17 protein-coding genes are annotated in these 25,579 nt (G+C 60.4%); 10 read left to right on the top strand and 7 right to left on the bottom strand.

The annotated features are described in order from the left end of the window. The first annotated feature begins 2 nt into the window (after positions 1-2). Both TK06_RS21490 and TK06_RS21485 read left to right on the top strand, forming a co-directional pair. Complete coding sequence (locus TK06_RS21490; RefSeq protein WP_063323727.1) at positions 3-449, top strand: GNAT family N-acetyltransferase; 447 nt, start codon at positions 3-5, stop codon at positions 447-449. A gap of 10 nt (positions 450-459) precedes the next feature. Beyond that, on the top strand, positions 460-1,146 hold the full coding sequence (locus TK06_RS21485; protein ID WP_063323726.1) for a GNAT family N-acetyltransferase: 687 nt from the start codon (positions 460-462) through the stop codon (positions 1,144-1,146). A 79-nt stretch (positions 1,147-1,225) separates the two neighbouring features. Here the strand turns inward: TK06_RS21485 and TK06_RS21480 are convergent, their stop codons facing one another. Continuing rightward, a complete protein-coding gene (locus TK06_RS21480) occupies positions 1,226-6,592 on the bottom strand; it encodes an OTU domain-containing protein (protein ID WP_063323725.1) in 5,367 nt (1,788 codons plus the stop codon). A gap of 298 nt (positions 6,593-6,890) precedes the next feature. Next, positions 6,891-7,790, bottom strand: coding sequence for a homocysteine S-methyltransferase family protein (locus tag TK06_RS21475; protein ID WP_063323724.1), 900 nt, complete (start codon positions 7,788-7,790; stop codon positions 6,891-6,893). 115 nt (positions 7,791-7,905) lie between these two features. On the opposite strand from TK06_RS21475, the gene TK06_RS21470 reads away from it, so the two are divergent. The 3 genes from TK06_RS21470 (at position 7,906) to TK06_RS21460 (ending at position 11,953) form a co-directional block, all read left to right on the top strand. Next, on the top strand, positions 7,906-8,727 hold the full coding sequence (locus TK06_RS21470; RefSeq protein ID WP_063323723.1) for an ABC transporter substrate-binding protein: 822 nt from the start codon (positions 7,906-7,908) through the stop codon (positions 8,725-8,727). Then, entirely contained in the window at positions 8,724-9,557 is an 834-nt protein-coding gene (locus TK06_RS21465) for an amino acid ABC transporter permease (RefSeq protein ID WP_063323722.1), read from the top strand. The genes TK06_RS21470 and TK06_RS21465 overlap by 4 nt, the downstream gene beginning before the upstream one ends. Positions 9,558-9,766: 209 nt before the next feature. Beyond that, positions 9,767-11,953, top strand: a complete 2,187-nt coding sequence (locus TK06_RS21460; RefSeq protein WP_063323721.1) for an autotransporter outer membrane beta-barrel domain-containing protein — start codon at positions 9,767-9,769, stop codon at positions 11,951-11,953. A 64-nt stretch (positions 11,954-12,017) separates the two neighbouring features. On the opposite strand, the gene oadA is transcribed toward TK06_RS21460, so the two are convergent. Together oadA and TK06_RS21450 are read right to left on the bottom strand one after the other, a co-directional pair. Continuing rightward, a complete protein-coding gene (gene oadA, locus TK06_RS21455; protein ID WP_063323720.1) occupies positions 12,018-13,826 on the bottom strand; it encodes a sodium-extruding oxaloacetate decarboxylase subunit alpha in 1,809 nt (602 codons plus the stop codon). A gap of 13 nt (positions 13,827-13,839) precedes the next feature. Next, positions 13,840-15,255: an acetyl-CoA carboxylase biotin carboxylase subunit gene (locus TK06_RS21450; RefSeq protein WP_063323719.1), complete on the bottom strand. Its 1,416-nt coding sequence runs from the start codon at positions 15,253-15,255 to the stop codon at positions 13,840-13,842. Between the two features lie 187 nt (positions 15,256-15,442). Here TK06_RS21450 and TK06_RS21445 point away from each other — a divergent pair, with 187 nt between their 5' ends. After that, positions 15,443-16,405 carry a LysR family transcriptional regulator gene (locus TK06_RS21445; RefSeq protein WP_013694598.1) on the top strand — a complete coding sequence of 321 codons (963 nt, stop codon included), beginning with the start codon at positions 15,443-15,445 and terminating at the stop codon, positions 16,403-16,405. On the opposite strand, the gene TK06_RS21440 is transcribed toward TK06_RS21445, so the two are convergent. After that, positions 16,347-16,556 carry a PA3496 family putative envelope integrity protein gene (locus tag TK06_RS21440; protein ID WP_063323718.1) on the bottom strand — a complete coding sequence of 70 codons (210 nt, stop codon included), beginning with the start codon at positions 16,554-16,556 and terminating at the stop codon, positions 16,347-16,349. The two genes, TK06_RS21445 and TK06_RS21440, sit on opposite strands and share 59 nt — an antisense overlap. A gap of 273 nt (positions 16,557-16,829) precedes the next feature. Continuing rightward, on the bottom strand, positions 16,830-17,696 hold the full coding sequence (hexR, locus tag TK06_RS21435; protein ID WP_003187110.1) for a transcriptional regulator HexR: 867 nt from the start codon (positions 17,694-17,696) through the stop codon (positions 16,830-16,832). Between the two features lie 429 nt (positions 17,697-18,125). On the opposite strand from hexR, the gene TK06_RS21430 reads away from it, so the two are divergent. After that, positions 18,126-18,440 carry a hypothetical protein gene (locus TK06_RS21430; protein ID WP_063323717.1) on the top strand — a complete coding sequence of 105 codons (315 nt, stop codon included), beginning with the start codon at positions 18,126-18,128 and terminating at the stop codon, positions 18,438-18,440. Positions 18,441-18,509: 69 nt separating this feature from the next. On the opposite strand, the gene TK06_RS21425 is transcribed toward TK06_RS21430, so the two are convergent. Continuing rightward, positions 18,510-21,383: an EAL domain-containing protein gene (locus TK06_RS21425; protein ID WP_063325196.1), complete on the bottom strand. Its 2,874-nt coding sequence runs from the start codon at positions 21,381-21,383 to the stop codon at positions 18,510-18,512. A gap of 261 nt (positions 21,384-21,644) precedes the next feature. Between TK06_RS21425 and uvrD the strand changes: the two genes are divergently transcribed. From uvrD to TK06_RS21410, 3 genes are all read left to right on the top strand, one after another. Continuing rightward, positions 21,645-23,828: a DNA helicase II gene (uvrD, locus tag TK06_RS21420; RefSeq protein WP_063323716.1), complete on the top strand. Its 2,184-nt coding sequence runs from the start codon at positions 21,645-21,647 to the stop codon at positions 23,826-23,828. 311 nt (positions 23,829-24,139) lie between these two features. Beyond that, the gene (locus tag TK06_RS21415) at positions 24,140-25,018 is read left to right on the top strand and encodes a Tim44 domain-containing protein (RefSeq protein ID WP_063323715.1); all 879 of its coding nucleotides are present in this window, start codon (positions 24,140-24,142) and stop codon (positions 25,016-25,018) included. Between the two features lie 140 nt (positions 25,019-25,158). Further along, positions 25,159-25,566, top strand: coding sequence for an SMI1/KNR4 family protein (locus TK06_RS21410; RefSeq protein ID WP_030139083.1), 408 nt, complete (start codon positions 25,159-25,161; stop codon positions 25,564-25,566). Positions 25,567-25,579 lie beyond the last annotated feature (13 nt).

Raw genomic sequence — 25,579 nt, 5'->3', positions numbered from 1 at the left:
ATATGAGCCAGATTGAAATCCGCCTCGTCAGCGCAGACGATCACGCCGCGTGGCTGCCGTTGTGGCAGGCCTACTTGCGTTTCTACAACACCGAATTGCCGGACGCGGTCAGCCAAAGCACCTGGCAGCGTTTACTCGACGACCGCGAGCCAACCCACGGCGCCCTGGCCTGGAATGGCGACACGGCGGTGGGCCTGGTGCATTTCATCTACCATCGCTCGAACTGGAGCATCGAAAACTCCTGCTACCTGCAAGATTTGCTGGTGACGCAACAGAGCCGCGGCACCGGTATTGGCCGCCAGCTCATCGAGTTCGTCTACCGCACGGCCAAGGCCGATGGTTGCTGCAAGGTGCACTGGTTGACCCACGAAACCAACGCCACCGCGATCCAGCTCTACGAGCGCATCGCCGAACGTCCTGGCTTCATTCAATTTCGCAAAGCCCTGTAAGGAGCGCAGCATGTCGACTTCACTCGCCGATTGGAAAGGTGTCCCGGCGCCGTCTACGCAACTGATCGAAGGGCGTTTCATCCGCCTGGAAAAACTCGACCCGGCCCGCCATGCCGACGGCCTGTGGCAAGCCCTTGAAGGTCCCGGGGCCGACCCGAAGCTCTGGGATTACTTGCCTTACGGCCCGTTCAAGGACCGCGGCGCTTTCGATGCCTGGCTGGACAATCATGCGGCTAATACCGACCCGTACTTCTTCAGCGTGATCGACCGCGCCAGTGGCGACGTGCAGGGCATTCTCAGCCTGATGTCCATCGTCCCGGCCCAGGGTCGCATCGAGATCGGCCACGTGACCTTCGGCGCGCCGATGCAGCGTTCGCCGAAGAGCACCGAGGCGGTGTACTTGTTGGCCAAGGAATCTTTCGCCCTGGGTTATCGCCGCCTGGAATGGAAGTGCAACAACGGCAACGCCCGCTCCAAATACGCCGCCGAACGGCTGGGGTTCACCTTTGAAGGCGTGTTCCGCCAGCACATGGTGGTCAAGGGGCAGAACCGCGACACCGCGTGGTACTCGATGCTCGACTCGGAATGGCCGGCGATTGGGGCAGGATTCGAGCGGTGGCTGAGTGAGGAGAACCAGCGCGAGGGTGGGCAGGTGCTGGGGTTGGTGGAGTGTCGGTCGTCGGTTGTGGGTGACTGAGGGGCCGCTATCGCGAGCAGGCTCGCGATGGCGGCGGCACAATCAACATCACCGTCCGACCATCACGAGCACCTCACCGTCACTCCGGTTTAGGCTTCACCTCACCAATCTTCTTGAGTGATTCCGGGGTTACGCCCCGCCTTGCGTACTGCCAGGCCCAGTCCGGAATGGCCAGGTGACTTTCCACATACACGGCAAAATCCAGGCGGCTATGGCCCAGGCGATCGGTCGGGAAATCGAAGTTGTACAGATACTGCTGGGCCCGCCGTTGGCCGATGGACAGCAGCCGCTGGATAATCTGGTTTGCGCGGAATTCTTCCGGTGCAAGGCTGCCTCTCAAGGCCAGGGCAAGATGCAACTCGGAATTCAGCGCCCGGGGTTCGGCCAGTGTCTTTCGGATGGTGGCGTCGCTGAAGTGCGGCCCGATCAGGTCGGCCCAGATCTGGCTGGCGTAATCCTTTCGGAGTTTCTGCAGAGAGCTCCACAGATTCGGGGTCTCGAATAACAGGGCAACCCTGGCGTTGGACGGCGGCTGCCCCGCAAAGCTGAACAGTTTTGCGACCGCGGGGATGTCATTGTCCATGATGTTCCCCCACGCGCCTCCCAGAAATTCCAGGAAATCCGCCAGCTCCTCTTGATGCATGACAATGTTGTGCAGGTTCCGGTCGTCAAACAACTGCATCCAGTCGACATCGATGCTTTCGGTGCGCTGCAATTCGCTGTAGCGGGTGCTCGCATACTCCGCAAGAAGCTGGAAACGCCTATCGGACAAGGCCGGGTTACGTAGCCACCGGGCCACTTCGCCGACCCGCAACAAACCGCCCAGGTTATGCGCGATGATCGGCGACCTGAACAGAAAATTCGCCCGTCTCAGCAAGACGGGAAAACGCCCGAGAGCGGTCTTGAACAAATTGACAGTCCTATCGGCCCTGTCCGTGTAAATGAAATGATCGAACAGCTCCGAAGTATCATCGACGTACTTGCCGGCATCGGCCACCAACAGACTCTTGGCATCATCCAGATCGTCGCTATTGACCAGGTAGGCCCCATCGAGCAGGGCTTCAATCTGGTCTTCGTCCAGATGCCCGTGCAGCGCTTCGTCATACAGGATATAAGCCGAACTGTTATTGGGATGGTGATTGACCAGTTGCCTTGCGGTCACGCCGTACTCCAGCAGGATATGGGCCACGTCAGGGGTGATCAGCAGGAACTGGTCATCAAGCAGCTTCTGGATCAGTTCAGGCTCAACGGGCCCCACCAAGAGATCCTCGAACAGTTGCTGCATGGTTTGTCGCTCTTCCCCGGAATACGGCGCATAAACGCTGGCCACCAATTTCGCCGGCGGCCGCTGCGACAATAGGCGTCCGACTTGTTGGAGGATTTCGGTTGGCAATCTGGAGGCCGGATTGGCCGTGATCGCCGTACGCACCGAACTGTTCGCATGCAACTCCAGGTAGCGCAAGGTGGGTTGGAACAGGCGATGCGGGTTGGGCGCGCCATAGACGATCCGGGTGAGATCGAGCACCGCCGCCGAACCCAACAGGTTGTCCAGCGAAGACGCATTCTCGAAGAGCGCCTCTTGTGTCCCAGTGGGTGGCGGTGCCACGTATTGTTCGATCTGTGGATGCTGGTCGATGTAGTCGGCCACTTCATTTCGCAAGCCTTGCATCGAGAACGTTTCCTGGGCCTGTCCTTCATTCAGCCCGCGGGTGACGGCATTGAAGAAACAATCGCCGTCGGCAGGGATCTCCACGACCTCCTCCCCCAACACCAGGCTGTAATGGTCCTGGGTCGGGCGGCTCAGGACCACATCGGTGTCGGTCCTGTCCGGATGGTTGCTCGCCGGATAGATGGTTTCGTCTTGCCCGGGGGTAAAGCGCACCGACCAGACATGCTCAGGTGTCTGTTCGTTGAGAATCAGCAAGCTGCGGTTTTGTGGCCAACTTCGCAGACGCGTCATGATTGACGGAACCAGGTCCATGAGCTGGTTGTTCCAACGGCCTGGCGTGCGCACCAACGAGGAAAGCGCGGTAGACGAGATGGCCGCTTTCTTGGGTTTCGAAGGGCCTGGCTGGGGGTTCAAATCCCCCGGCCGTTTTCCACCGCCCCGGCCAAATCCTACGGCACGCCATTCGCCATCGGACGTCCGCGCCACGGTACTTCTCATCACCCCACTGGAGCGCAGGCTCAATCCCGTTATCGGGTCGACCAGAATGGCATCGGTCGCGTTCAGTTTCGTCGCGTCGTGCACGCGGAACACCGTGCCATCGGGTTGGCGTACGTACACGGGGCGGGCAGTCACGCGCCCTGTCGCCACGTCACTGACCGTCGCACGATAGAAGCCCCGGGCGTCCGCTGCCAGACCTTGTATCACCGAGGTATCCGCCACGGCATAACGGCCGTAGATCGCGCTATCCAACGGCAATCCGGTCAGCGCCTCCTCCGGACTCTGGCGTGCCGTCACCGCGCGGAAAAACGACTGGCTTCGCGTGGGTACCGCCACGCCTGCGGACAGGCGCCATCCACCGTGGTTCGCTATGGTGTGCACCAGCGCCAGGGTTCTCAAGTTCAGCGGAATGGCCCCGGTCCTGAATATCAGCAAACCGGTCTTGATGGCGCTCTTGAGCATCTGGATACCGGGCGCCAGGAACAGTCCGGCCAGCTCCAGGACAATCTCGATCACCATCTGTCCGAACCGGCCATAGGTTTGATGGCGAACATCCCGGTTGCTATTGGAGCGGTGATCGGCATGGGCGCTGTGAAAGTACACGTGCGCTCGATGCAGCGCCTCGAACAGGTCGCCGGTGATCAACGCGCCGCGAATCAATGGACGACCACCCTGCTGCCCCAGTGTCCGCTTGATCTCTACCGGGTTGCTGGTGGAAATGCGCGCCCGGAAATATTCTTGCCAGTCCTCACGGGGCAACAGCTGCGCAATGCCATCGCTCAGATCGGCAAACTCATGGAAGTCTTCCCCCTCGGGCGCATCCGGGAAATAAACGCCAACGGTGCCCTTGATATCCGGCCCCGCCTGATCGGAAAAGATCAGCGCGCCATCGATGCTGGTCGCATTGCTCTGCCTGGCCTGCTGCCCGCCCGCCGCCATGCTGCCACCCAGCAAAAGACCGTAGACGTGCACCGCGCGCCCCATGACCGGTGCGCGACGCGCGGCTGATGGCGAGCGCAGGACGGCGTCGAGCCAGAGGGCGAGCTTCTTTGCCGGTTTTGGAGGATTGAAAGCCTTATCGATCAGGCTGGCCTTGAACACCTCGTCGCCCTTGAGCGAGGCCTCGTAGCCTTTGAATTTCAAATTGGCGAGGTACGCGGTCTGCCAAGTCTTTTTATAGTCCGGTTTATTCATCTCCTCCTTGAGCATGGCTTGATAACTGCCACCGGCATCGATGCTCGTCACCATCCGCGCGAGTTCGCGCCCGGTCAACGTGATGAAATAGCCGTTGGCCGGATTCCGGATGCGTTGGCCGTCCTCATCGACCAGGTAAACGCTCAACACTTCGCGCATGCCGTTCGGGTATTGAGCCGGGCGCAGGTTGTCGAGCAACAGTTGGGTCAGGCTGGTGCTGCGCGACTGCCTTGGATTGGCGCGTTGGCCATAGAAAAACGTGACCAGGCTCTGGTCAGGGTCGGGATCGATGCCGGGGTGCACGGTTTTTTGCAGGTACTCCTTGACCTTCTGGCGGGTGAACTGCAACAAGGTCTGGATATCGCTACTGCCCAACTGATAGGCCGCCTCCAAGACCTGGGTTTCCAGGCTGCGATAGGTCGATTTCTCCGTACGCGTGGCGGTCTTGTAGAAATCGCCACGGCTGTTTTCAACCAGGATTTCCTGACGGACCGCCAGCGGCCCGGCCAGCGACAACATGGGCAAGTCCAGCGCATCCTCAACGTTCAGGGCAAAAGCCGTCAAAGCGACCGTCTCGTTTCCCGGAGCATTCAAATACCTTTCCAGGGCAGTACTTTGAATCTGCAACAGGTCATCTGCCGCCACTTCAAACACAGACCCGGACAATTCAGAGGCAATATCCCGGATCGCACGTTTCTGCCCTTCGTAGATGGGGCTCACTTTATTGATCAGGTCTTGGACAGAACTGAATCGCTTTATTCCGCCTTCCAGGGAGTACAGGAACAGATAGGGTTGATCGGTCCGTTTGATCACCATCGCCGCCGGCCATTTTTTCGGCGCTGCGGTGCCCATATCGAGCATGACGGCGTAGACATGGGGAATGGGGGCCCGCAGCAAGCGGTTTCTGTCGGCCATGGAAGGATGGGTGGTGATGAGGTCCAACAGGCGATCTTCCTCTGCCTGCCGGGTTCGTGCGTCCGGGCTCGATTGGGTGCCTGGATCGCGATCGATCCTGTACAGGTCGAAGAAATGCAAAAAACGTCGGGACAGCAGATGAGCGAGTGCCGCGTGCGTGGTGGACGCCGGGGTTGGCGTATCGAGAACGTCTGCGCCGCTGCTGTTACGAAAGCGCGTGAGATCGTCGCGCCATTGCTGTTTCAATTCTTCATTGCCGGTGGGCTGGGCGATATAGAACACGGCCTCCAGGGTCGCTGCCGTTTTCGTGTCCAGCGGGCTGGCAAAGACGCTGTCGGCCTCCTCCACCGAGTCTGGGCGACTGAAGAACCCGACGCTGCCGACCGCGTAAGTGGGCGGTGTATCCGTCACCAGGCAGTCCAGCATCACGTCGGAAAAACGCTGCGACGAGGTCAATGAACGGCTGCCCGTCGCGTCAACGGTAAAGTGATTCACGTACCAGTGATCCGGGTCGATGTCTTGAAGCAGCGATCCACGGAATTTTTTCTGCGGGATCTTCGCCTTGATCCGGCTGGCCAGCAGGCTCTTGAGCACCGAGTCGAACGTTGGAAGAGCGGCAAACAAGCGCGCCAGTTTCACCTGATTGGTGTCCAGCAACGCCAATTGCCTGGCCTGTTCCTTTTCACGGGCACCGAGCAGATTGCCCTGGGCATCCACCTCAGTCATGACGGGCTGGCCGATGCCCTGGTAGCCGGGTGCAATGCCGGCGCGCAATTGCTGCAGGACGTCTGGCGCAAGGGCCTTGCCGTTGACCCGCAGCGCCGTGAAGTCCAGGGACATGTGACTGATGTGGGGATAAATCCAGCCCTCGCGCGGGGAGTGACCAGAGGAAGATCCGCGGCTTTGATGGGCGATCAGAAAGCCTTGGGTCACGGCGTCACGCAAAGGCACCGAGGTGCTCTGGGTGACGGCGGCCGAGTCGATAGTCTCGACTTCTTGATACGTGACGTTGACCTGCGCATCGCCAGTCAGGCCCCATTGACCTAGCCATTGATCGGCGAATACATGCGGTTGAAAGCGAACCCCGTTGGCTAACAGGCTGATGGGTTTCAAGCGCGCGGCAGGAAGAGGCGACGGCGCGCTAGGTTCATGTTCGGAGAAGACAGGCATTGAAGTGTCCCGGTTGTGATGAGGACTGGGACCCTATCGCGCCGTTCGACCGGAAATGACATACATATGTATAGGGGTGGCTGGCAGGCTCGGAGAAAAGCGTAAGCCGGGATGTCCTCCAAGCCCTGCACTCAGCCAGCACCTTTGGGGTGCTGCTTGCAGAGATTCATTCGTGGCGAGGGAGCTTGCTCCCGCTCGGTTGCGCAGCGACCGCAAAAATCTTGGGGCTGCTGCGCAGCCCAGCGGGAGCAAGCTCCCTCGCCACAGGGGTCCCACGACCCGAAAAGATTCCAGCCAATCAGGGTAGCTGTTGCGCCAACACCGCAATATGCTCTGGCCCGATCCCGCAGCAGCCGCCCAAATGGCTCGCCCCGCGCTTCTGCCAGTCAGCCGCCCACTGCAGATACCCCGGTGGATCGAGGTCTTCGCGCAGCGGATCCAGTCCGTCGTTGGCCGTGGCTTCCTTCGGTTGCGGCGGAAAGGCGTTGGCGTAGGCACCGATGTGGATCTTCACCCCCAGCCGCTTGAAGGTTTCTCGCGCCGCATCAACAGCCGCGCCGATCACTTCCGGCTGGCTGCAGTTGAACAGCAGCGTCTCGACGCCCAGCTCGGCCGCGACCGCCGCCGCGTCCGCCACCGGTTCGCCGGAGCGCAGGCGCGGCACTTCGTCGGTGTCTTCATCTTTCAGCGTGAACGAGAGCCAGAACGGCTTGCCGTCCTGCGGCAGCCCGGCGTGAATCGCCCGCGCTTCGACGGTAGAGCTTTGAGTCTCGGCCAACCACAAGTCAACATGGGGCGCCAGGCCGGTCACCAGGGGAGCCAACAGTTCACTGGCGCGGGAAGCGTCGAACAGGTCTGGGCGATAGGAACCGAACAACGGCGGCAGCGACCCGGCCACCCGTACCGCCTTGCCCGAAGCCTGCACCGCCCGCCGCGCCAGCTCTCCAGCCAGGGCGGCCAGCGCCTGGCCTTCCGCGGCGAAACGCGCCTCGCCAATATGGAACGGCACCACGGCATAACTGTTGCTGGTGATCACGCTGGCGCCGCTGGCGATGTAAGCCGCGTGCACCGCCTCTACCGCCTGGGGCGCTTCGCTCAAGGCCAGGGCCGACCACTCGGGTTGCCGGAACGGCGCGCCACGGCGTTGCAGTTCGCGGCCCATGCCGCCATCGAGAATGACTGTCGTTGCTGCGCCCATATGCGATTCACTCATAAGCTTATGAAAAATACTCACTACCGGAGTTGTTCTTATAACTATTTAATACGCACCATTCAGTTCACTACAACTTATTTTTCTACCCCAGGGATCTCACGTGAAATTACAACCATTGCTGGCCCTGGGCCTGACTCTGCTGGCCGCCTCGTCGCAGGCGTTCGCCGGCGCCACGCTCGATCGCATCGAACAGAAAAAAGAACTGGTCGGCGTGTTGATGGAAAGCTATCCGCCCTTCTCGTTCCTCAACGATCAGAACCAGCTCGACGGTTTCGACGTCGACGTGGCCAAGGCCGTGGCGCAGAAACTGGGCGTGAAGCTGCGCCTGGAAACCCCTTCCTGGGACGTAATCGCGGCCGGGCACTGGAGCGGGCGCTATGACATCTGCATCTGCTCCATGACCCCGAGCAAGGCCCGCGCCGAAGTCTTCGATTTCCCGGTGCAGTACTACGCCTCCCCAGCCGTCATCGTGGTCAACGCCAAGGATGACCGTATCCACGGCGCCAAGGACTTGAGCGGCAAGAAAGTCGGCCTCACCAGCGCCTCCAGCTATGAAAGTTACCTGAACAAGAACCTGGTGATCGAAGGCGCCGAGGATACCCAACTGAGCTATCCCTTCGAGGACGTGCAGGTCGCCCCGTACGATACCGATAACGTGGCGTTCCAAGACCTCGGCCTGGGCGCCGGGGTGCGCCTGGACGCGGTGTTGACCAACCTGGTGACCGCACAGCCGCGCCTGACCGAAGACAAGCGCTTCAAGCTGGCCGGCGAACCGCTCTATTCCGAACCGAACTCGGTGGCCATCGAAAAAGGCGATGCCCAGTGGGACAACAAGGTGCGTGAAGTCTTCGCCCAGTTGAAACAAGACGGCACCTTGAGCAAACTCTCGCAAAAATGGATCGGCGCCGACATCACCCAATGACTTCTTTTCCACCCCCTCAGCCACCGCCAACGGTGGCTGAGTCTCGCCTGCAAAAAATCTTCGGTTTTCGCACCCGGCTGTACCTGACCTGGGCGGCCATGCTGGTGCTGTTCGCGAGTTTCTTCCTGAGCTTCGACCTGAAGTTCTCCATCATCCTCGACAAACTGCCGAACCTGCTAGGTGTGCACCTGGCGCCCAATGGCTTTTTGCAGGGCGCGGTGCTGACGTTGTTCCTGTGCCTGTGCTCGATCGTCGCCTCGTCATTGCTGGGTTTCATCACCGCTCTGGCGCGGCTGTCCAGCAGCGCGGTGGCGTTCGGCATTGCCAGTTTCTACGCGTCATTCTTTCGCGGCACGCCGCTGCTGATCCAGATCCTGCTGATCTACCTGGGCCTGCCCCAACTGGGCGTGGTCCCGGGCGCCATCGCCGCCGGGATCATCGCGCTGTCGCTGAACTATGGCGCCTACCTGAGCGAGATCTTCCGCGCCGGCATCCTCGGCGTCCCCCACGGCCAACGCGAAGCCTCCCTCGCCCTGGGCCTGAGCGAAACCGTGATCTTCTGGCGCGTCACCCTGCCCCAGGCCATGCGCACCATCATCCCGCCGACCACCAACCAGTTCATCTCCATGCTCAAGGACTCCTCCCTGATCTCGGTGATGGGCGTCTGGGAAGTGATGTTCCTGGCGCAGTCCTATGGTCGTTCCAGCTATCGCTATATCGAGATGCTGACGACGGCGGCGATTATCTATTGGTTGATGTCCATTGCGTTGGAACTGATCCAGGCGCGGATGGAGCGGCATTATGGGAAGGCGTATCTCAAGCGCAGCTGAGAAACCACGGCTGGTCAAATCGACATTTCCGAGGATGCTGTAGGGCAAAGCTCTCTGTCATGGAAGCCAGCACGACGATACGCTGCCCCCCCGACCCACAGCCTACAGATTCGATCTGTCGTGTCTTGCCGACGGCCAGGAGATGGCTGGCATCGCCCTCCCGGCTGAATTTTTAAAGTGCGGACTCCTTTAATGAGAGGCCGCATTCGATGTCTATCCAACACCTATACCCACCCCAACGCCTGGCCCTGACAATTGCCCTGGTGCTCGGTTGCACCGACGTTTCGATGGCAGGGCAACCTGCTGATCCGCCCGTCGTCCCCAAGACAACAGCCGACTTGCAAGCTCAACTCAAAACGTTCGCCGAAGCAGTGGATACCACATCGCCCAAAGTCACCAAGCCCCACAAAGGCGTAGAGAAACTGGATGACACCAACGATCTGGCCCTCGTCGGCGGACGCGGGAAGTTCAACGGCGCTGTTGATGGTGGCGGAGGAACCAACATGCTGCGATTGGAAGCCAGCAAAGGTGGAAAATTGGAAGGAGCCCATAACTTTGAGGCTTTGCATGTCGCAAAAGGCGAATGGGAACACACCGGGAATTTCACTGGCTGGGGAGTGATCGAGCCGGAAACCACGTTGATCAACACCGGCCATATCGACGGACAAATCGGGGTTCTCGGTACGTTCGATAACAAGGGCGTTGTCGCCAACAACGTGATCGTCGAGCAAGACGCAGGCATGAGCAACTCAGGTGCCGTGAATGGCGCAGTCCATGTACTTGAGAAGGCCAGCTTCAGCGGCAACGGATCTGTAGGGTTCCTGAGCGTGGCAGGCCAGCTGAAGGTCGGTCCTGAAGTCGGTGCACCCTCGATCAGCGGAAACCTTGAACTGTTGAAAGGCGCTGAGTTGATCTACGGCATCGATGCTGCGGGCGCCAGCGCCACGATCAATGTCGCAGGCACTGCGACGCTGAACGATGCGACCCTGAGAATCGACGCCGTACAGGTTGAGGACATGGGCACAAGCGAGCACACCGTGATCCGTGCGAAGCAGATCGAGGGGGCGTTCGGCACGATCATCAACAATCTCCCCTTCATGACCGCGACCCCGCACTACAGCGGGACGGAGGTTGGCCTGACGTATGCGCGCAATGGCGTTCCACTCAACGCTGCAGCAAAGAACGAAAATGCAGAAAGACTCGCCGGCAGTATCAAAGAACCGCAAACGGCCACGCCACTGCCGCCCAAGCCTGTCGACAATGGAGCGGCTGCTGAGGCACCTACAACCCAAGCAAAAGTCGATGATCCGGCACAACGCCCCCGCCAAGCGTCGCCAGTCGCCAGCATTGAACCGAAACCCACCAGCCTGCCGCACAACATCCCCGTCGCGAAACCCAACGCCGCCATCAACGCCCTGCTCGGCAGCAACCTGGTCACCGCCGCCGATGCCCTCGACCAGTTGAGCGGCTACGACACCGCCGACCTGGGCAACGCTACCCTGAGCAGTGTCGCGCCCATCAGCACCGGCATGCTCGCGGCCATGGGCCAGAACACTTCGCAGGGCGCCCATGGCAATGGGCAGGTCTGGGTCCAGGCCATCGGCAACAGTGGCCGCGTCGGTAAGCATCTGGACGATTACGCGCTAAAGCACTCGACAACAGGTTTGCTGTTGGGAACCGACTGGGCGATCAACCCGACTTGGCGCATAGGAATCATCGGCGCCAAGAGCGAGACGCGGCTGGACGGCCATCGATTCGAGGGCCGGCTCGACAGTTGGCATGTCGGCGCCTATGCCTTGCGTCAGGATGGGCCGCTGGCGCTACGCCTGGGCGCGGTGTATGGCGATCACGACGGCAGCACCAAGCGCCACGTGGCTTTCAACGGTTTCAGCGATCGACTCAAAGGTCGTTACGACGCCAACACGCAGCAGGTTTTCGGGCAAGTCGGCTACAACCTGGACGTCGGGCATTTCGATATCGAGCCCTACGTCCAACTGGGCTACCAGCACTACCAACGCGATCACTTCAAGGAGAAAGGTGGCGACGCGGCGCTGCAGTTCGAGAGCCAGACCCAAGACCACTACACCAGCGAGCTGGGCCTGCACCTCGCCCGCCCTTTCGTTCTTGACCAGGGAGCGCGGTTGACGCCGCGCCTGAATGTCGGCTGGAAACACCTCTATGGCGACGTCCGAGGCAGCTCCCGGCAACGTCTGGTCGACGGCGGCATGACCTATACCGTCGAGGGCATCGAGCTGGACCGGGACAGCTTGCTGCTGGAAGCCGGACTGGACCTGGCCGTTTCGCCACGACACACATTGGGGGTGAGCTACAAGGGTGAAACCGGCCAGGACAACCACAACGGTGCGCTGATGGGGCAGTGGCGGATGATGTTCTGACAGGCAAAAAAAAAGGGGAGCACATGCCCCCCCGAGGTTAAAACGGTGTATCGAGGCTGTTAACTCAGCCTTCGATCTCGATCAGGATCTCGCCCGGGTTGACCCGGTCGCCCTTGGCCACATGAATCGCGGTGACCTTGCCGGCGATGGCCGCCTGCACTTCGGTTTCCATTTTCATGGCTTCGGTGATCAGTACGGCTTGACCGGCCTTCACCACATCGCCCTCCTTGACCAGCACATCGACGATGTTGCCGGGCATGGTGGTGCTGACGTGGCCCGGCGCAGTGGCTTGCTTGCGCTTGCTGCTGCCGCCGCCGACAAACTCATTGAGCGGTTCGAACACGACCTCTTCGGGCATGCCATCGATGGACAGGTAGAAGTGACGCTTGCCTTCGGCCTTGACGCCCACCCCGGTGATGTCGACGCGGTAGGTTTCGCCGTGAACGTCGATGACGAACTCGGTCGGCACGCCTTCACCGCCCACCGAGCTCACGCTACCCGCCTCAGGGATCGGCAAGAGCACTTCCGGAGTCAAGGTGCCGGCTTCGCGCTCTTCCAGGAACTTGCGACCGATGTCCGGGAACATGGCGTAGGTCAGCACGTCCTCTTCGGACTTGGCCAGCGCACCGATTTCACCGCGCAGCTTGGTCATTTCCGGCTTGAGCAAATCGGCTGGACGCACATCGATCACGTCTTCGCTGCCGATGGCCTGGCGACGCAATTTCTCGTTCACCGAACCTGGCGCCTTGCCGTAACCGCCCTGCAGATAGAGCTTCACTTCGTTGGTGATGGTCTTGTAGCGCTCACCGGCCAACACGTTGAAGAACGCCTGGGTACCGACGATCTGCGAGGTCGGGGTCACCAACGGCGGGAAGCCGAGGTCTTCGCGCACCCGCGGGATTTCCGCTAGCACTTCATTCATCCGGTTCAGCGCGCCCTGCTCTTTCAACTGGTTGGCGAGGTTGGAGATCATCCCGCCCGGTACTTGGTTGACCTGGACGCGGGTGTCCACCGCGGTGAACTCGCTTTCGAACTGGTGGTACTTCTTGCGCACGGCGTAGAAGTACAGGCCGATTTCCTGCAACAGTTCCAGGTCCAGGCCGGTGTCGAACTCACTGCCTTTAAGGGCCGCAACCATCGACTCGGTACCGGGATGGCTGGTGCCCCAGGCGAAGCTGGAGATCGCGGTGTCGATGTGATCGGCACCGTTTTCGATCGCCTTGAGCTGGCACATCGCGGCCAGGCCGGCGGTGTCGTGGGAGTGGATAAAGACTGGCAGCGACTGCTCGCTCTTCAGCGCCTTGACCAGCTCGCCAGTGGCATAGGGGGTCAGCAGGCCGGCCATGTCCTTGATCGCCACCGAGTCGCAACCCATGGCTTCCATCTGCTTGGCCTGGGCCACGAACGCGTCGATGGTGTGCACCGGGCTGGTGGTGTAGGCGATGGTGCCCTGGGCGTGCTTGCCGGCGGCCTTCACCGCTTCGATGGCGACCCGCAGGTTACGCACGTCGTTCATCGCATCGAAAATACGGAAAACGTCGATGCCGTTGACAGCGGCCTTGGCCACGAACGCCTTGACCACGTCATCGCTGTAGTGGCGATAGCCCAACAGGTTCTGGCCGCGCAGCAGCATTTGCAGACGGGTGTTGGGCAGTGCCGCGCGCAGTTGGCGCAGACGTTCCCACGGGTCTTCCTTCAGGAAGCGTACGCAGGCATCGAATGTCGCGCCGCCCCAGACTTCCAGCGACCAATAGCCGACTTTGTCGAGCTTGTCGCAGATCGGCAGCATGTCTTCGGTGCGCATGCGGGTGGCAAGCAGCGATTGGTGGGCGTCGCGCAGGATTGTGTCGGTAACAAAGATCTTCTTGGACATGGTCATACTTTCCTTACAGGCCTGCGTGGGCGGCAATGGCGGCGGCGATGGCCAGGGCCAGCTCTTCGGGTTTGCGCTTGATCGAGTAGTTGGTCAGTTCCGGATGGCTTTCCACGAAGCTGGTATTGAACTGACCGCTGCGAAATTCCGGGTTGCGCAGGATTTCCTGGTAATACGCGGCGGTGGTCTTGACCCCCTGCAGGCGCATGTCATCCAGGGCCCGCAGGCCACGGTCCATCGCTTCTTCCCAGGTCAACGCCCAGACCACCAGTTTCAGGCACATCGAATCGTAGAACGGCGGAATGGTGTAGCCGGTATAGATCGCCGTGTCGGTGCGCACACCCGGGCCGCCAGGGGCGTAGTAGCGGGTGATCTTGCCGAAGCTGGGCAGGAAGTTGTTTTTCGGGTCTTCGGCGTTGATACGGAACTGCAACGCAAAACCCCGGTGCACGATGTCTTCCTGCTTGACCGACAGTGGCAGCCCGGACGCGATGCGGATCTGTTCGCGAACGATGTCGATACCGGTGATTTCTTCGGTGATGGTGTGTTCCACCTGCACCCGAGTGTTCATCTCCATGAAGTACACCTCGCCTTCGGCGAGCAGGAACTCCACGGTGCCGGCATTCTCGTAGCCCACGGCCTTGGCCGCGCGCACCGACAGGTCGCCGATGTAGGCGCGCTGCTCGGGCGTCAGTTGCGGGCTGGGCGCGATCTCGATCAGTTTCTGGTTGCGGCGCTGGATCGAGCAATCACGCTCGAACAGGTGCACCACGTTGCCGAAACTGTCACCGAGGATCTGCGCTTCGATGTGCTTGGGATTGACGATGCATTTTTCCAGGAACACTTCCGCCGAACCGAATGCCTTGGTGGCTTCGGAAATGACCCGCGGGAAGGCCTGTTCGAGTTCTTCGCGGCTGTTGCAGCGACGGATACCACGACCGCCGCCGCCGGACGTGGCCTTGAGCATCACCGGGTAACCGATCCGATCACCTTCGGTCAGCGCTTCTTCAATGCCCGATACGTTGCCTTCGGTGCCGGGCGTGACCGGTACACCGGCCTTGATCATGCTGCGGCGCGCTTCGGTCTTGTCGCCCATGCGGCGAATCACTTCCGCCGACGGACCAATGAATTTGATTCCGCGTTCAGCGCAGATGTCTGCCAGTTCGGCGTTTTCCGAGAGAAAACCGTAGCCGGGGTGCAAGGCATCACAGCCGGTTTCCACTGCCAGGTTCACCAGTTTGCGCGGGTTCAGATAGCCGGCCAGCGGATCGGCGCCGATGCTGTGGGCCTCGTCCGCACGCTTGACATGCAACGCATGGCGGTCCGCGTCGGAGTAGACCGCGACCGAGCGAATGCCCATCTCGGCGCAGGCGCGCACGATTCGAACGGCAATTTCACCACGGTTGGCGATCAGGATCTTTGTTATCAATTGGAGGTTCCCTTGAGCCGGTGATACCACGGCCTGGGGTCCAGGCCGACGCGTGACCAGATGTAACAATTGGTCGCAGCCCCACACTAGTCCTGGCTGTTGATTAACAAAAATGAATATTTATTGGGTCATGCATAAGCAAAGACTTATAGTTGTGCTAATCGTCCCCGTCGAGAGTGCTTAGAAAATGCGTAAGTCATTGATGCGTATGACATTGCGTCAATTGCAGATTTTCAACGAGGTGTGCGACCTGAGGTCCTACAGCCGTGCAGCTGATGAAATGTCTCTCACACAACCAGCCGTTAGCCTACAGATTCGATCCCTTGAAGAGCTGATTGGCCAGCCACTGTTTGAGTATGTAGGCAAAAAACTCTACATGACCGAGGCCGCCGAAGCGCTGCAACGCGCCAGCCGGGACATCTTCGGGCGCCTGGAAAACCTCGACATGCAGCTCTCGGACATGCAGGGCTCACTGCAAGGCCAATTGAAGCTGGCGGTGGAGTCCAGCGCCAAGTACTTCGTCCCGCACCTGTTCGCCGCGTTCAAGCGCCAGCATCCAGAGGTCAACCTGAACCTCACGGTGGTCAATCGCGGCCAGGTCATCCGTCGGCTCTCGGACAACCGTGACGACTTGGTGATCATGTCCATGGTGCCTCAGGACATGGGGTTGGAATTCCTACCGTTCCTCAACAATCCAATCGTGGCCGTGGCACCGCCGGATCATCCGCTGTGCCACATGGGCCCGCTGCGTTTGCAGGACCTGGAGCCCTATACGCTACTGCTGCGTGAGCCGGGATCAGGCACGCGGCTGGCCTGTGAGGAGTATTTCAAGGAGAAACGGGTGCATTTCACCCAGACACTGGAAGTGGCCTCGGCGGAGGCCCAGCGCGAGTGCGTGGTGGCCGGGCTGGGCGTGGCACTGTTGACGCGCCACGCCGTGAGCCGGGAATTGTCGTCCGGCGCACTCATCGAGCTGCCGGTGGAGGAGTTGCCGCTGTATCGCAGTTGGTGCCTGGTGCAAGCCCGGGCCAAACGCCTGTCACCGGTGGCTCACGCCTTCCTGGCGTTCGTTCGCGGTGAGCGCGCTCAGATCATCGGCCTGGTTGAGCGCTTCGACGGGAAGCCGCCGGCGTTGCCTGCCAGTAATTGAACTCTGCCGCGTCAGGAAATTCGCTGATTTCGGCCAGGAGCTGGCGCTGTTCATAGCGGTCTTCGATGGCACGACGGAACGCCATGCGGCGCTGGTCTTCCTGCTGACGACGGGTTTTGACGGCGCTGCGTTCTTCGTAGGACTGGGTCATGTCGAGACTCCCAAGACGTATACGGGAGCTTTACGATGACGGCGCGGGATGACGGTTTGGCGGCGCGGGGGTTACAGAACGATGAATTCGGGCGATGGGATCTTTTGGAGGGTAAGCCTGTGGCGAGGGGATTTATCCCCGTTGGGCTGAAGCAGTCCTCCCGAGAAGCCCCCACTTCAAATAGATACCCCTGAGGACAGCTTGGGACTGCTGCGCAGTCCAACGGGGATAAATCCCCTCGCCACAAGAGCGCTTGCCCTACTGACTTGGGATTTAGTCATCCAACGCCTTCACCGACTTGGGCGACAGCCGCAAGCTGCGAAGGCTGCGCTTCACACTCTTGAGGTGGTTGACCAGGCTTGGACCACGAGCCATGGCGACGCCCATCGCCAATACGTCAATCACCACCAGGTGGGCGATGCGCGAGGTCAGCGGCGTGTAGATCTCGGTGTCTTCATGCACGTCGATGGCCAGGTTCACCGTGGACAGTTCCGCCAATGGCGTCTGGCTCGGGCACAAGGTGATCAGTGAGGCGCCGCTTTCGCGCACCAGGTTGGCGGTGATCAGCAAGTCCTTGGAACGTCCCGACTGGGAAATGCAGATCGCCACATCGGTGGGTTTCAAGGTCACCGCTGACATGGCCTGCATGTGCGGGTCGGAATAGGCTGCAGCCGTCAGCAGCAACCGGAAGAACTTGTGCTGGGCATCGGCTGCTACCGCGCCCGACGCGCCGAAGCCATAAAACTCGACACGCTGGGCCTGGGACATGGCCGTGACGGCTTTTTGCAACGCCACCGGGTCGAGCTTCTCGCGAACCTCCATCAGCGTATGCAGGGTCGTGTCGAAGATTTTCAGGCTGTAGTCCGCCACTGAATCGTCTTCGTGGATCGCAAACTGACCGAAGCTCGCACCGGCGGCGAGGCTTTGCGCCAGCTTGAGTTTCAGGTCCTGGAAACCCGAGCAACCGATGGCTCGGCAGAAACGCACGATGGTCGGTTCGCTGATGCCGACGCTGTGGGCAAGATCGGCCATGGAGCTATGCATCACGGCCGCCGGATCAAGCAATACGTGATCGGCGACTTTCAGCTCCGACTTGCGCAGCAAGTGGCGTGACTGGGCGATGTGTTGCAACAGGTTCAAGGGGCTGGACTCTTGTTATGGGCAGGTGCCGGGATGTAGCAAGCTTGTAGTTATACTACAAGAATTGGCTTTTTGCCCGTCCAAAACGTAACTGGATTGCCTCGCTGCCCCTTGGTTTTGGCCGAGGATCCCTCGATGTAGCAGCTTGTGCCGCATAGCAAACCTTCAACGCTGCCGATCCACTGGTTTCCAGGTCCGTCCTGAGCTTGCAACGCAGGGGAAATCGTCTATCGGTCATTAGCCAACCACCCAATAACTTGCCCCCTCCAACAATATATCCCTGCAACTACAGACAGTAAATCTTAAGAGGGAACCAAGTAAGCGATCGATAACTCATTTCTCCTTACAAGTTGAGCAGACACTATTCAGGCAAAGTAGATATATTGGCTCCCGCAGGACGCAATCAACTTAACTACAGGAGTTACTATTATGAAAATCACGACTAAAGATTGGACCGCACAAATCGACCGCATGCCAGGTTCGGCGTCTTTCCGCACCTTTGGCACGGTCACTGTAGCCAATAGCGGCGTTACCCCGACGCTGGTACGCAGCGACCTACAGGACAAGTCCTTTGACCTGCGACTGGAATTGAAACTTGAACATTCCGACGGAGTTTCACTGCCGGCACTGACAGACAAGTTCGTTGAATATAAAGAGCTGGGCAATTCCAACGTCACTGGCGTCAGTATCTTTTTCGACGGCCAGTTACTGCACCACATCGATGAAGTGCTAGTAACTAACTAAGCGTAGAACCGATAACTTTCCGTCAGACGACTTCATTGTCTGACGGAAAGATATCGTCGTGGTTCAGGTTCATTCAACCAGGTGTTGCGCCCGCAACAACCCAGCCAACCCTTCAGCCTCCACCGGCCGGCTGACCAGATACCCTTGAACCTCATCGCAACGTTCACTCCTGAGGAATTCGAGCTGCTCCTGCCGCTCAACGCCTTCGGCCACGACCTTGAGCGACAAGCCATGTGCCATGGCAATGATTGCCCGGGTAATTGCCGCATCCACGCTGCCCTCACCCAGCCCGCGAATGAACGCCTGGTCGATCTTCACGTAATCCACCGGGATGCGCTTGAGATAACTCAGGGATGAGTAGCCAGTGCCGAAATCGTCGATCGCCAGCTTGACCCCAAGGTCACGCAATTGCTGGAACGTAGCGATGATGTGTTCAACGCTGTCGAGCAACTGGCTCTCGGTCAGTTCCAACTCCAGGTATTGAGGCGCCAGTCCGGTTTCCTCCAGTACCTGTCGCACCAGGCTGACCAGCTTGCCCTGGCGCAATTGATGCACCGACAGATTGACGGACACCCTGATCGGCGCGAGCCCCTGGCGCTGCCATTCGCATGCCTGCCAACAAGCCTGGCGCAATACGAATTCGCCGATCGGCCCGATCAACCCGGTCTCTTCGGCCAGGCCAATGAAATCCCCCGGCGGTACCCGACCCATGGCCGGATGATCCCAACGCACCAACGCCTCGGCGGCGTTCAGGCGTCCGGTCGCCAGGCACAGTTTTGGCTGATAAAAAACCTTCAGTTGCTGCTCTTCCAAGGCCTTGCGCAGCTGATTCTCCAGTTGCAGGCGCTCCAGCGTGCTGGCCTGGAGGCTGTCGGTGTAGAACTGGAAATTGTTGCCGCCCAAATGCTTGGCATGTTGCATGGCCATGTTCGCCTGGCTGACCAGCATGGCAACTTCTCGCGTGTTGTCGGGCAACAGGCTGATGCCGATCGAGGCACTGAGCACCAGTTCATGGCCCTCTATGGTCAGTGGCACACGCAGCTTGGCGGCCAGCCGAGTCGCCACCCGCGCCAGGCTCGAAAGGTTGCCATAGGCATCGAACAACACCGCAAACTCATCGCCCGATAGCCGCGCGATGGTATCCGCCTCGGGCAGCGCATTGATCAGGCGTCGTGCCATTTTCTGCAGCAACTGGTCGGCGATGTCATGGCCGAGGCTGTCGTTGAGCAACTTGAAACGGTCCAGGTTGATATGCAGCAACGCCAGGCTGCGCCGTCCGCCCTGGCGCACACGCTGATGAGCTTCGTGCAGGCGCTCACGAAACAGCGAGCGATTGGCCAGCCCGGTCAATTCGTCGTAATGGGTCAGGTAGCGCATCCGCTCTTCGGATTCGCGTCGCGCCGAAAGATCGGCGAAGAAGCCCACGATATGGCTGACATTTCCCCGCGCATTGCGCACGACGTTCAGTTGCAGCCATTGCGGATACAGCTCGCCGTTGGCCCGCGCCTCCACCAACTCGCCCTGCCAGGTGCCGTGCTGCTTGAGCGCTTGGCGAATGACGGGGTAGTGCCGGCGCGCATCGCGGCTGCACGGCAGGTCCACCACGTTGCGCCCGAGCATGTCATCGATATTGAAACCGGTGACCCGCGTGAACGCCTGATTGGCAGCGAGTAGTACGTAGTGGGGGTCGAAAATCACGATACCTTCGCTGGCGGCTTCGAACACTGTGGCCGCCAGTTGCCGTTGCTGCTCGAGTTCCTTGCTGGTGCTGATGTCTCGCCGGGTACCGACCATACGCAGCACCCGTCCGCTGACGCTGCGCTCCACAGCCCGACCGCGGTCTTCGATCCAGACCCAGTGGCCATCGCCGTGACGCACGCGGTATTCGATCTGGTAATCCTCGCTTCGGCCCTTGAGGTGTTCGACCAAGGCCCGCTTGAGCGCCGGCAGGTCTTGAGGGTGCAGGCGCGGAGTGAGGTGAGTGAGCATCGCCGTGATGTATTCGGGCTCCAGGCCGAAGAGTTCCTTGAGCTGAGTGTGATGGACTTCGTCAGTCTGCAGGTTCCAATCCCACAACCCCAACTCACTGGCCTTGAGCGCCAGGGCCAGACGCGCCTCACTCTTGCTCAGGGCCTGGCTGGCGACCTCCAGTTCAAGACTGCGCTGCGCGACCCGCGCCTCCAGGCCAACCTGGGCCGCTCGCAGTTTTTCCTCCGCAGAACGACGTTGCTCCACCTCCCGGGCCAGCGCGTCGTTGAGCTGGGCGCTGCGGGTTTGTGCTTGCTGCAGATGCTCGATCAGCGCCTGGTTCTGGAAGCGCCGCAACAGGCCGCTTTGGATCAAGCGGTTGACTTGCCAGGCGACCACGCTCAGCGAGACCAGCACGATCAGCCCAAGCCAGCCCCACCCGCGTTGCTGCTCGTCGCCGCCCCAGAAGAGGTAGCCGATGGCCGGTAACAGGCAGGGCAAGGTAAAGGACAGGAATGCGGGAAGGCTCACCGCGTAAGCCACGCTGGCCGACAGGGCGGCCGCGCCAATCAGGCCGAACACCCAGGCCTGCTGCTGGAAACTGTCAGCCGGGACCAGCGCGATACCGGCCCCAGCCAGCGTCAGGCCGGTCATCGCCGAGCCCAGCAAAAACATACGCAACCAGATCGGGTGTGCCTGGCGGCTCGGCATCGCCGAATCGAAAGCCGCCACCTGGATCACCCGTAAGGCCACCAGCGACAACAACCAGACGAGCCAGACGCTGACCAGGAAATAGCGCCGCGGCTCCCATAACAGCGCGGCGCAGACCAGACCATTGAGCAGCATGAACAGCGTAGGCAGCAGCGAGCCTTGATACAACAGACGTGTGCGCTCGACCGCCATCTCCATGGCGTACTGCTTGCAGATGACCCGCGGCTCCACACAGGGACCCGCCGGATCGGAATTGAGGGTTATTGGCACTGTTTTTGTTCTTATTCAGTGGAGCGTGGAGAACCCGAAACAAGCACCGAGCATACACAAGCCACGGGGCATCCCACACTGCCCCAGCTCATAAAAAAACGGAAAAAAGTCGCTGTTTCATTGGGTGGCGCCCCTTTCGAGCGAGTCCCGCCAACGCCTGTAGCCCATGACCCACCGGTCATCATCAAGCGGTCTTTTATCGGCTGATGCAAAGCTCGGTTTGCCCGGGATGACGCCGCCCCCTAGAATGCCCCGATGCGCGATGATCTCTCCCTTCTGCTGAACTCCCTCAACGATGCCCAACGTCAGGCCGTAGCTGCCTCCGTGGGTCGTCAGTTGGTCCTGGCCGGTGCCGGCTCCGGTAAAACCCGAGTGCTGGTGCACCGTATCGCCTGGTTGATCCAGGTCGAGAACGCCTCGCCCCATTCGATCCTGTCGGTGACGTTCACCAACAAGGCCGCGGCCGAGATGCGCCATCGCATCGAACAACTGATGGGCATCAACCCTGCCGGCATGTGGGTCGGCACCTTTCACGGCCTGGCACACCGCTTGTTGCGGGCGCATTGGCAGGAGGCCGGGCTGAGCCAGACCTTCCAGATCCTGGACAGCGACGACCAGCAACGCCTGGTCAAGCGGGTAATCCGCGAACTGGGCCTGGACGAGCAGCGCTGGCCGGCCCGTCAGGCCCAGTGGTTCATCAACGGCCAGAAAGACGAAGGCCTGCGCCCGCAGCACATCCAGGCCAGCGGCGACTTGTTCCTGGCGACCATGCGCAGCATCTATGAGGCCTACGAGGCGGCGTGCCAGCGTGCCGGGGTGATCGATTTTTCCGAGCTGCTGCTACGGGCGCTGGACCTGTGGCGCGATCACCCAGGTCTGCTGGCTCACTATCAGAAGCGCTTCCGGCATGTACTGGTGGACGAATTCCAAGACACCAACGCCGTGCAATACGCCTGGTTGCGCCTGCTCGCCAAGGGCGGCGACAGCCTGATGGTGGTGGGTGACGATGACCAGTCGATCTACGGCTGGCGCGGCGCCAAGATCGAAAACATTCACCAGTACTCGGCGGACTTCCCGGACGCCGAAGTCATCCGTCTGGAACAGAATTACCGCTCCACCGCCGGCATCCTCAAGGCCGCCAACGCCCTGATCGCCAACAATACCGGGCGTCTGGGCAAGGAATTGTGGACCGATGGCGGCGAAGGCGAAGCGATCAATCTCTACGCCGCCTTCAACGAACACGATGAAGCCCGCTACGTGGTGGAAACCATCGAAAGCGCGCTGAAAACCGGCCTCGCCCGCAGCGACATCGCCATCCTGTACCGTTCCAACGCCCAGTCGCGGGTATTGGAAGAAGCCTTGTTGCGCGAACGGATCCCGTACCGTATCTACGGCGGCCAGCGCTTCTTCGAGCGTGCTGAAATCAAGAACGCCATGGCCTACCTGCGCCTGATCGAAGGACGCGGCAACGACGCGGCCCTGGAACGGGTGATCAACGTGCCAACACGGGGCATCGGTGAAAAAACCGTTGAAGCGATTCGCGATCACGCGCGCCACAGCCATGTGTCCATGTGGGAAGCCATGCACCAACTGGTCGTCAACAAAGGCATGACCGGTCGCGCCGCTGGCGCCCTGAAGGCCTTCATGGACCTGATCGAGGACCTGGCCGCCAAGTGCGGGGAAATGCCGCTGCACTTGATGACCCAGACCGTCATCGAGCAGTCCGGCCTGATCGCCTACCACGAAGCGGAAAAAGGCGAGAAAGGCCAGGCCCGGGTGGAAAACCTTGAAGAACTGGTCAGCGCCGCGCGCAACTTCGAAAGTACCGAAGAAGACAAAGACCTGACACCGCTGTCGGCCTTCCTGGGTCACGCCTCCCTGGAAGCCGGCGACACCCAGGCCGACGAACATGAAGACAGCATCCAGCTGATGACCCTGCACAGCGCCAAAGGCCTGGAATTCCCCTACGTGTTCCTCGTGGGTATGGAAGAAGGCCTGTTCCCCCACAAGATGAGCCTGGAAGAACCGGGACGCCTGGAAGAGGAACGGCGCCTGGCCTACGTCGGTATCACCCGCGCCATGCAGAATCTGGTACTGACCTACGCCGAAACCCGACGTTTGTATGGCAGCGAGACCTACAACAAGGTGTCGCGCTTCGTACGTGAAGTACCGAAGGGCCTGATCCAGGAAGTGCGGCTGTCCAACAGTGTCAGCCGTCCGTTCGGTGGCGGCCAGCAGCAAAGCACCAGCAGCCTGTTCGGCGGCAGCGACATCCCGGAAACCGGCTTCAGCCTCGGCCAGACCGTACGGCATTCGGTATTCGGCGACGGCGTGATCCTCAACTTCGAGGGTGCCGGCGCCCAGGCGCGGGTGCAGGTGAACTTCAGCGAAGGCAGCAAGTGGCTGATGCTGGGGTATGCCAAGCTGGAAGCGATCTAAAGATTTCGTAAGAAGCACCTTGCTGTGGGAGCAAGGCTTGCCCACGAGGCGGTGGCACATTCAACACAGGTGCGTCAGACCGATCGCTATCGCGGGCAAGCCTTGCTCCCACAAGTATTTCTCCCATCCCACATTAGTTTCCGACCGAACTTATTTACTTTTCCTACAGCCCAAATCGAACAAGCCCTCTTGCGCGGTTGAAGCTGAACCTAACCTGTCACGCAAAAGCCCGAAACACTCTGCCGCTAGCCAGCAACACTTCACCTGTGCAACATGGCCCGCGTGCTATCCACAAATGGGAATGCCTTTATATGAAACGTTTTCTTAGCATCGCCATGGCGCTGTGCATTGGCCTGACGATGGCCATCGACGCCAATGCCGCCAAGCGCTTTGGCGGTGGTAAAAGCTCGGGGGCAGCCCCGACTCACCAGACCAGCCAGATGGCGCCGTCCTCTGCCGCCGGCTCTAGCGCTGCCACCGCAGGTGCTGCCGGTGCCGCGGGCGCTGCCACCAAGGCAAGCGGTGCTTCGCGCTGGCTCGGCCCCCTGGCCGGCATCGCCGCCGGTGGCCTGCTCGCCTCCATGTTCATGGGCGACGGCTTCCAGGGCATGCAGATCTTCGACATCCTGATCATGGCGGTCATCGCCTTCCTGGTCTTCCGCTTCATTGCCGCTCGTCGTCGCAAGCAGCAGGAGCAATTCGCTCCAGCCGGCCATGCGCCGATGCAGCGTGAGGTGTTCAACCAGCAGCCTGCTGCCAGTGGTTCGATCTTCGGCGGTTCGGCAGCGCCTGCGGCCGCTCGTCCGGTCATCAATGCGCCGGCCTGGTTCAACGAGCAACGCTTCATCGAAGCCGCGCGCAACCACTTCATGGCCCTGCAGCAGCATTGGGACGCGAACGAAATGGACAAGATCTCCGAGTTCGTGACTCCGCAACTACTGGAGTTCCTCAAGCGCGAGCGGGCCGAGCTGGGTGATGGCTTCCAGTCCACCTACATCGACAATCTGCACGTGCAGCTGGACGGCGTCGACGATCGCGCCGACAAGACCATCGCCACCCTGACCTTCAGCGGTGTGTCGAAGGATTCTCGCTTCGACAAGGGCGAAGCGTTCAGCGAAAGCTGGAACATGGAACGTGCCCAGGGCGATGACCAGCCTTGGCTGGTGGCCGGTATCCGCCAGAACGGTTGAACCTTTGCCCGTTTTGCATGTTGAAATAAAAGAACCCCGGCTCAGGCCGGGGTTTTCTATTTCGCGGTTGCATCTATAGCGAGCTACTGTATAAACCGCTCCATATAAAACCGCGCCATCGAGAAAGAGGATCCCCGGACGTGGAAGAAATCATCGAACAATTGCGTGAAGCCAACGAGCCCGTACCGGTCCCGCTGGAGTTGCCCGACGAAGACTTGCTGGTAGAGATCGAAGAGCAGCTGTTCATCGATATTCCATTCGTCTTCAGGGAGTTTTTGCTGACCGTCAGCGATGTCGTCTATGGCAGCCTGGAGCCGGTGACCGTCACCGATCCACAATCCCACACCTACCTGCCGGATGTGGCCGCCAATGCCTGGGATGCCGGTGTCGACCGCAGCCTGATCCCGATATGCCAGGACGGCGACGATTACTATTGCGTCGAAGAAGACGGCACTGTGGTGCTGTGGCAGGCCGACGAAGAGCTGATCGCCGAAGAAACCTGGGAATCGGTCTGGCACTGGGCGCGGGACGTCTGGCTGGAAAGCTGAGCCCCATGGCCGG

This window comes from Pseudomonas fluorescens, from assembly GCF_001623525.1.
In the GTDB taxonomy this organism is placed as follows: domain Bacteria; phylum Pseudomonadota; class Gammaproteobacteria; order Pseudomonadales; family Pseudomonadaceae; genus Aquipseudomonas; species Aquipseudomonas fluorescens_Q.
This window is presented reverse-complemented; position numbering and strand designations above follow the sequence as displayed.

Excerpts from the sequence above, each read along its gene's own strand:
- TK06_RS21490 (WP_063323727.1), top strand. The coding sequence starts at position 3 with ATGAGCCAGATTGAAATCCGCCTCGTCAGCGCAGACGATCACGCCGCG.
- TK06_RS21485 (WP_063323726.1), top strand. The coding sequence starts at position 460 with ATGTCGACTTCACTCGCCGATTGGAAAGGTGTCCCGGCGCCGTCTACG.
- TK06_RS21480 (WP_063323725.1), bottom strand. The coding sequence starts at position 6,592 with ATGCCTGTCTTCTCCGAACATGAACCTAGCGCGCCGTCGCCTCTTCCT.
- TK06_RS21475 (WP_063323724.1), bottom strand. The coding sequence starts at position 7,790 with ATGGGCGCAGCAACGACAGTCATTCTCGATGGCGGCATGGGCCGCGAA.
- TK06_RS21465 (WP_063323722.1), top strand. The coding sequence starts at position 8,724 with ATGACTTCTTTTCCACCCCCTCAGCCACCGCCAACGGTGGCTGAGTCT.
- TK06_RS21460 (WP_063323721.1), top strand. The coding sequence starts at position 9,767 with ATGTCTATCCAACACCTATACCCACCCCAACGCCTGGCCCTGACAATT.
- oadA (WP_063323720.1), bottom strand. The coding sequence starts at position 13,826 with ATGTCCAAGAAGATCTTTGTTACCGACACAATCCTGCGCGACGCCCAC.
- TK06_RS21445 (WP_013694598.1), top strand. The coding sequence starts at position 15,443 with ATGCGTAAGTCATTGATGCGTATGACATTGCGTCAATTGCAGATTTTC.
- TK06_RS21440 (WP_063323718.1), bottom strand. The coding sequence starts at position 16,556 with ATGACCCAGTCCTACGAAGAACGCAGCGCCGTCAAAACCCGTCGTCAG.
- TK06_RS21430 (WP_063323717.1), top strand. The coding sequence starts at position 18,126 with ATGAAAATCACGACTAAAGATTGGACCGCACAAATCGACCGCATGCCA.
- uvrD (WP_063323716.1), top strand. The coding sequence starts at position 21,645 with ATGCGCGATGATCTCTCCCTTCTGCTGAACTCCCTCAACGATGCCCAA.
- TK06_RS21415 (WP_063323715.1), top strand. The coding sequence starts at position 24,140 with ATGAAACGTTTTCTTAGCATCGCCATGGCGCTGTGCATTGGCCTGACG.